The 4,145-nt window shown below is 62.9% G+C and carries 4 protein-coding genes and 1 pseudogene; all 5 read left to right on the plus strand.

Translation table 11 applies throughout. From position 1 onward, the window contains the following. Positions 1 to 371 (plus strand): annotated as a pseudogene (locus PHP59_RS11675) (pyruvate synthase subunit beta); the annotation flags it as partial. Beyond that, positions 365 to 1,471 (plus strand): transketolase C-terminal domain-containing protein, encoded by a 1,107-nt coding sequence (locus tag PHP59_RS11680; RefSeq protein ID WP_300167193.1) that lies wholly within the window; start codon positions 365 to 367, stop codon positions 1,469 to 1,471. The pseudogene PHP59_RS11675 and the gene PHP59_RS11680, both read left to right, overlap by 7 nt. After that, a complete protein-coding gene (locus PHP59_RS11685) occupies positions 1,471 to 1,998 on the plus strand; it encodes a 2-oxoacid:acceptor oxidoreductase family protein (protein ID WP_300167195.1) in 528 nt (175 codons plus the stop codon). The genes PHP59_RS11680 and PHP59_RS11685 overlap by 1 nt, the downstream gene beginning before the upstream one ends. Continuing rightward, positions 1,995 to 2,240, plus strand: coding sequence for a 4Fe-4S binding protein (locus PHP59_RS11690; protein ID WP_067047460.1), 246 nt, complete (start codon positions 1,995 to 1,997; stop codon positions 2,238 to 2,240). The genes PHP59_RS11685 and PHP59_RS11690 overlap by 4 nt, the downstream gene beginning before the upstream one ends. A 381-nt stretch (positions 2,241 to 2,621) precedes the next feature. Further along, positions 2,622 to 3,812: a DUF362 domain-containing protein gene (locus PHP59_RS11695; RefSeq protein ID WP_300167199.1), complete on the plus strand. Its 1,191-nt coding sequence runs from the start codon at positions 2,622 to 2,624 to the stop codon at positions 3,810 to 3,812. Positions 3,813 to 4,145: the final 333 nt, after the last annotated feature.

Raw genomic sequence — 4,145 nt, forward strand, 5'->3', positions numbered from 1 at the left:
CGACGGCGTGCAGCGCCTACCCCCTCGACCTGTACAAGAAGGTCAAGAAGGCGCTCTCCATCGAAGGGCCGAAGTTCATCCACATCCTTGCGCCCTGCCCGCCGGGCTGGCGCTACGAGTCCGACCGCACGATCGAGATGGGCAAACTCGCGGTGAAGACCGGGTCGTGGGTGCTCTGGGAGAGGGAGTACGGGAAGCTGACCGTCTCCGGGCCCTCGAAGGCCGCGATGAAAAACCCGCTGCCCCTCGAAGAATACCTGAAGGGCCAGGGCCGTTTCAAGAAGGCGACCCCCGAGATCATCGCCGAACTCCAGCAGGCCCTGAACAAGAACCTGGAGAGGATCAGGAAAGAGGAGGAAGGAATATGCTGATCATCTCGACAGGGAACAAGGCCGTCGCCGCGGCGGTGAAACAGGCGCACCCGTCTGTCGTCGCCGCCTACCCGATCACGCCGCAGACCGAGATCATCGAACAGATCGCAAACTACGTCGCCAACAAGGAGATCGAGACCGAGTACATCCCGGTGGAGAGCGAGCACTCGGCGATGGCCGCGTGTATCGGCGCATCGGTAACCGGTGTGCGGACCTTTACGGCGACGAGTTCCCACGGCCTACTGTACATGCACGAGATGCTCCACTGGGCCGCGGGGGCCCGCCTGCCCATCGTGATGGCAAACGTGAACCGCGCCCTCGGGCCGGGGTGGAACACCTGGGCCGAGCACACGGACGCTTTCTCCCAGCGCGACACGGGCTGGCTGCAGGTCTATGTCGGGACTGTCCAGGAGGCCTACGACGCCACCCTGATGGCCTTCCGCATCGCCGAGGACGAGCGCGTCCTCCTGCCGGTGATGGTCAACCTCGATGGCTTCTCCCTCTCCCATATCATGCAGTCCCTGGACACCGTCGAACCCGGCGACTTCATCCCGCCGATCAGACTGCCGTACGCGATCGACGTGAACAACCCGATGGGCTACGGCCCCATGACCGGGCCTGCCGACTACTTCAAGTTCAGGTGGGACATGGAGCGCTCGATGCGGGACGCACGGGACGTGATCCGCGAGACAGAGGAGGAGTTCGCCCGCCGGTTCGGCAGGAAATACGGCCCGACCGAGGACTACCAGTGCGAGGACGCCGACGTCGTCGTCGTCTCGATGGGCACCCTCGGCAAGGAGGCCGAGGTGGCCATAGACATCCTCCGCAAGGAGGGTATCAAGGCCGGGTCGATGCGGCTGCGCTGGTTCAGGCCCTTCCCCGACCTCGACCTGAAAGGGAAGGAGGTCGTGGTCATCGACCGCGACTACTCCTTCGGTTTCGGAGGCGTGGTGGCGGCCTCGATCAAGGCGAAGACCGGCATCGAGTGCTACAACGTGATCGCCGGTCTCGGCGGCCAGGAGGTCACGTACGACGATATCGCGGGCTTCGTGCGGGACCGGAAGATCGGCGAAGAGATGTGGTTCGGGGTGAGCGAATAATGTACGAGATCAGGATCCACTCCCGCGGCGGGCAGGGCGGCGTGACCGCGGCCCGTCTCCTCGCCCTTGCGGCGTTCAGGGACGGGAAGCACGCAACCGCATGCCCCTTCTACGGGGCAGAGCGCCGGGGCGCACCTGTCGTCTCCTTTGTGCGGATCGACGACGCCCCGATCAAGATCTATTCCCAGATCAGGAACCCGGACATGGTCGTCGTCCTCGACGCTTCGGTGATGGAGACGGTGGACGTCCTCCAGGGCCTCAAGGCGGGCGGGAAGGTGCTCGTCAACTCCGAGCACCCCCACGAGTTCCCGGGATTTGCCGCGCACCACGTCGACCTCACCGGCATCGCCCTGGCAAAGAACCTGGCGATCGCGGGGACGCCGATCGTGAACACCCCCTTCCTGGGGGCGGCGGCAAAACTCGGCATCGTCTCCTTCGAGTCGGCAAAGCAGGCGATCAGGGAGATGTTCTCCGACGAGCGGAACGTGCAGGTGGCCGAGGCCGCCTACAAGGAGATGGTCATATGAGAGAGCGGCTTGCACTGAGCAGACCGAAGGCCGGGGCCTGCGGGCTCACCGGGTCGTGGCGGGTCTTCCGCCCGGTCGTGGACAGGGAGAAGTGCAACCAGTGCGGGATCTGCGCTATCCACTGTCCCGACGGCGTGATCGACGAGGAACTCAACATAGACCTCGACTTCTGCAAGGGCTGCGGCGTCTGCGCCAATGTCTGCCCGAAGAAAGCGATCACGATGGTCCGCGAAGAGCGGTGAAGGGATTTCAGCATAGAAGACGCGCGGATCCACCGCCTTCCTCTACAGTTCGCCGGGGGACTGCCTCGAAGACTTCGTCTCAGTGCACATCAAAGATGTGCCTGAACGAGAAAATCTTCGATTTTCCGTTTTCTCAGGCTCCCTTCGGTCGCATCCACCGGACCCCCGCTCAGGATTGGTCCGGGGAAGGCAGGGCAGGATGAGAGGAATTATCATTCCGTCCCTATCCTAATGGCAGGGGGTCTGGGGGGCGGCAGCCCCCCGGTCCAATCCAGATCCATTTCCTTTCTCTAAAGTTCGCATGGAAAAAAGTCAATCCCGAACTCCCACACCGCCAGGTGCAGATCCTTTTTTCCGACCACAAAGAGATGAGTTGGTACGATGACGCCAGCAGACCCCCCGGCAAAAGAGGTCGCCCTCGTCCACTGCCGGACGTACGACGAAGAACAGGTCTATGCCGCGGTGGAGCGGGCGGTCGGCCTCATCGGCGGGGTCGGGGCCTTCGTCCCGCGGGGGAGCCGGGTGCTCCTCAAGCCCAACCTCCTGATGGGCGCGGAGTCCAGGCAGGCGGTCACCACCCACTCTGCGGTCGTGAAGGCGGTCGCACATCTGCTTGCAGACCACGGCTGCACGGTCGTCATCGCCGACTCCCCGGGGGCGGGGACGCGCTACACCCGGAAGAACCTTGAGCGGGCCTATGAAAAGTCCGGCTTTGCCGGTGCGGCCGCGATACCGGGGGTCTCCCTCTCCACCGCGACCTCGTCGACGACCGTCCCCTTCCCCGAGGGTGAGGTGATGAAGCGCTTCTCCATCATCGACGCCGCCCTCGACGCCGACGCGGTCGTCGTCGTCTCGAAGGCGAAGACCCACCTCTTCACCGGCTACTCAGGCGCCGTCAAGAACCTCTTCGGCGTGATCCCCGGCCTCGAGAAACCGGTCTTCCACGCGAGGTTCAGGGACCCGCAGGAGTTTGCGGGGATGCTCCTCGACCTCAACACCCTGGTGCACCCGGCCCTCCATATCATGGACGCGATCGTCGGTATGGAAGGGGACGGCCCGATGTCGGGGTCGCCGCGGCCTATCGGCGCCGTCCTTGCGGGTGCGAATGCGACGGCGGTCGACATCGTCACTTCCCGGTTGATGGGGATGGACCCTGCCGACATCGGGACTATCAGGAGTGCCGCGGAGCGCGGATGGGTCAACCCGGACTTCAGGGAGGTCGGGGTGATCGGCGACGACCCCGCGGCCGTGACAGTGCCCGACTTCAGGAAGGCATCCACCCACCCGTCAGCCCCGGCCGTCCCCTTCCTCAACAGGCAGATCCTCTCCTTCCTCCACCGGCGGGGGACGGAGATCAGGCCGACGCCGGTGCCTGACCCCGAACACTGCACCGGTTGCGGCAGGTGCGCCCGCGCCTGCCCGGTCGCGGCGATCAGCATCGAGGAGGGCAGGGCCATAATCGATGAAACGGCCTGCATCCGCTGCTACTGTTGCCATGAGATGTGCGAAAACAGGGCGATCGGACTGCGGCAGGGACTCGCAGGACGGTTCTTTTCGTCCCTTCTCAGGTGAAGCCAGGAATATCAACCCATAATTACCAATTTTTTCCATAAATAAACCCATTTTTCAGATTTAAAAGGAAACGAGAGGTTTGGACAGGCTGAAAATATCTATTTTTTTCAAAAAAACCGCAGAAGAGGTATCGGAGCCGGGATACGCGACAAATACTCCTTCAAAAAGATGGGGAGTACGATATAAGTGCGCAGATAAAATACGACTCTTTAAATAACATACCGAGTAGATGATCACCTATCCCGGAGTGCGACGGTCCGAGACCGACCGAAGCCCGATGTCTGACCCCATGCACACACGGCACCCTCCGGTGATGGGATATGGCGAGAATCG

Origin of the sequence: Methanofollis sp. (assembly GCF_028702905.1) — an archaeon.
GTDB lineage: Archaea > Halobacteriota > Methanomicrobia > Methanomicrobiales > Methanofollaceae > Methanofollis.

Bases quoted from the DNA above. Each gene is read 5' to 3' on its own strand.
- PHP59_RS11680 (WP_300167193.1), top strand. From the start codon at position 365: ATGCTGATCATCTCGACAGGGAACAAGGCCGTCGCCGCGGCGGTGAAA.
- PHP59_RS11685 (WP_300167195.1), top strand. From the start codon at position 1,471: ATGTACGAGATCAGGATCCACTCCCGCGGCGGGCAGGGCGGCGTGACC.
- PHP59_RS11690 (WP_067047460.1), top strand. From the start codon at position 1,995: ATGAGAGAGCGGCTTGCACTGAGCAGACCGAAGGCCGGGGCCTGCGGG.
- PHP59_RS11695 (WP_300167199.1), top strand. From the start codon at position 2,622: ATGACGCCAGCAGACCCCCCGGCAAAAGAGGTCGCCCTCGTCCACTGC.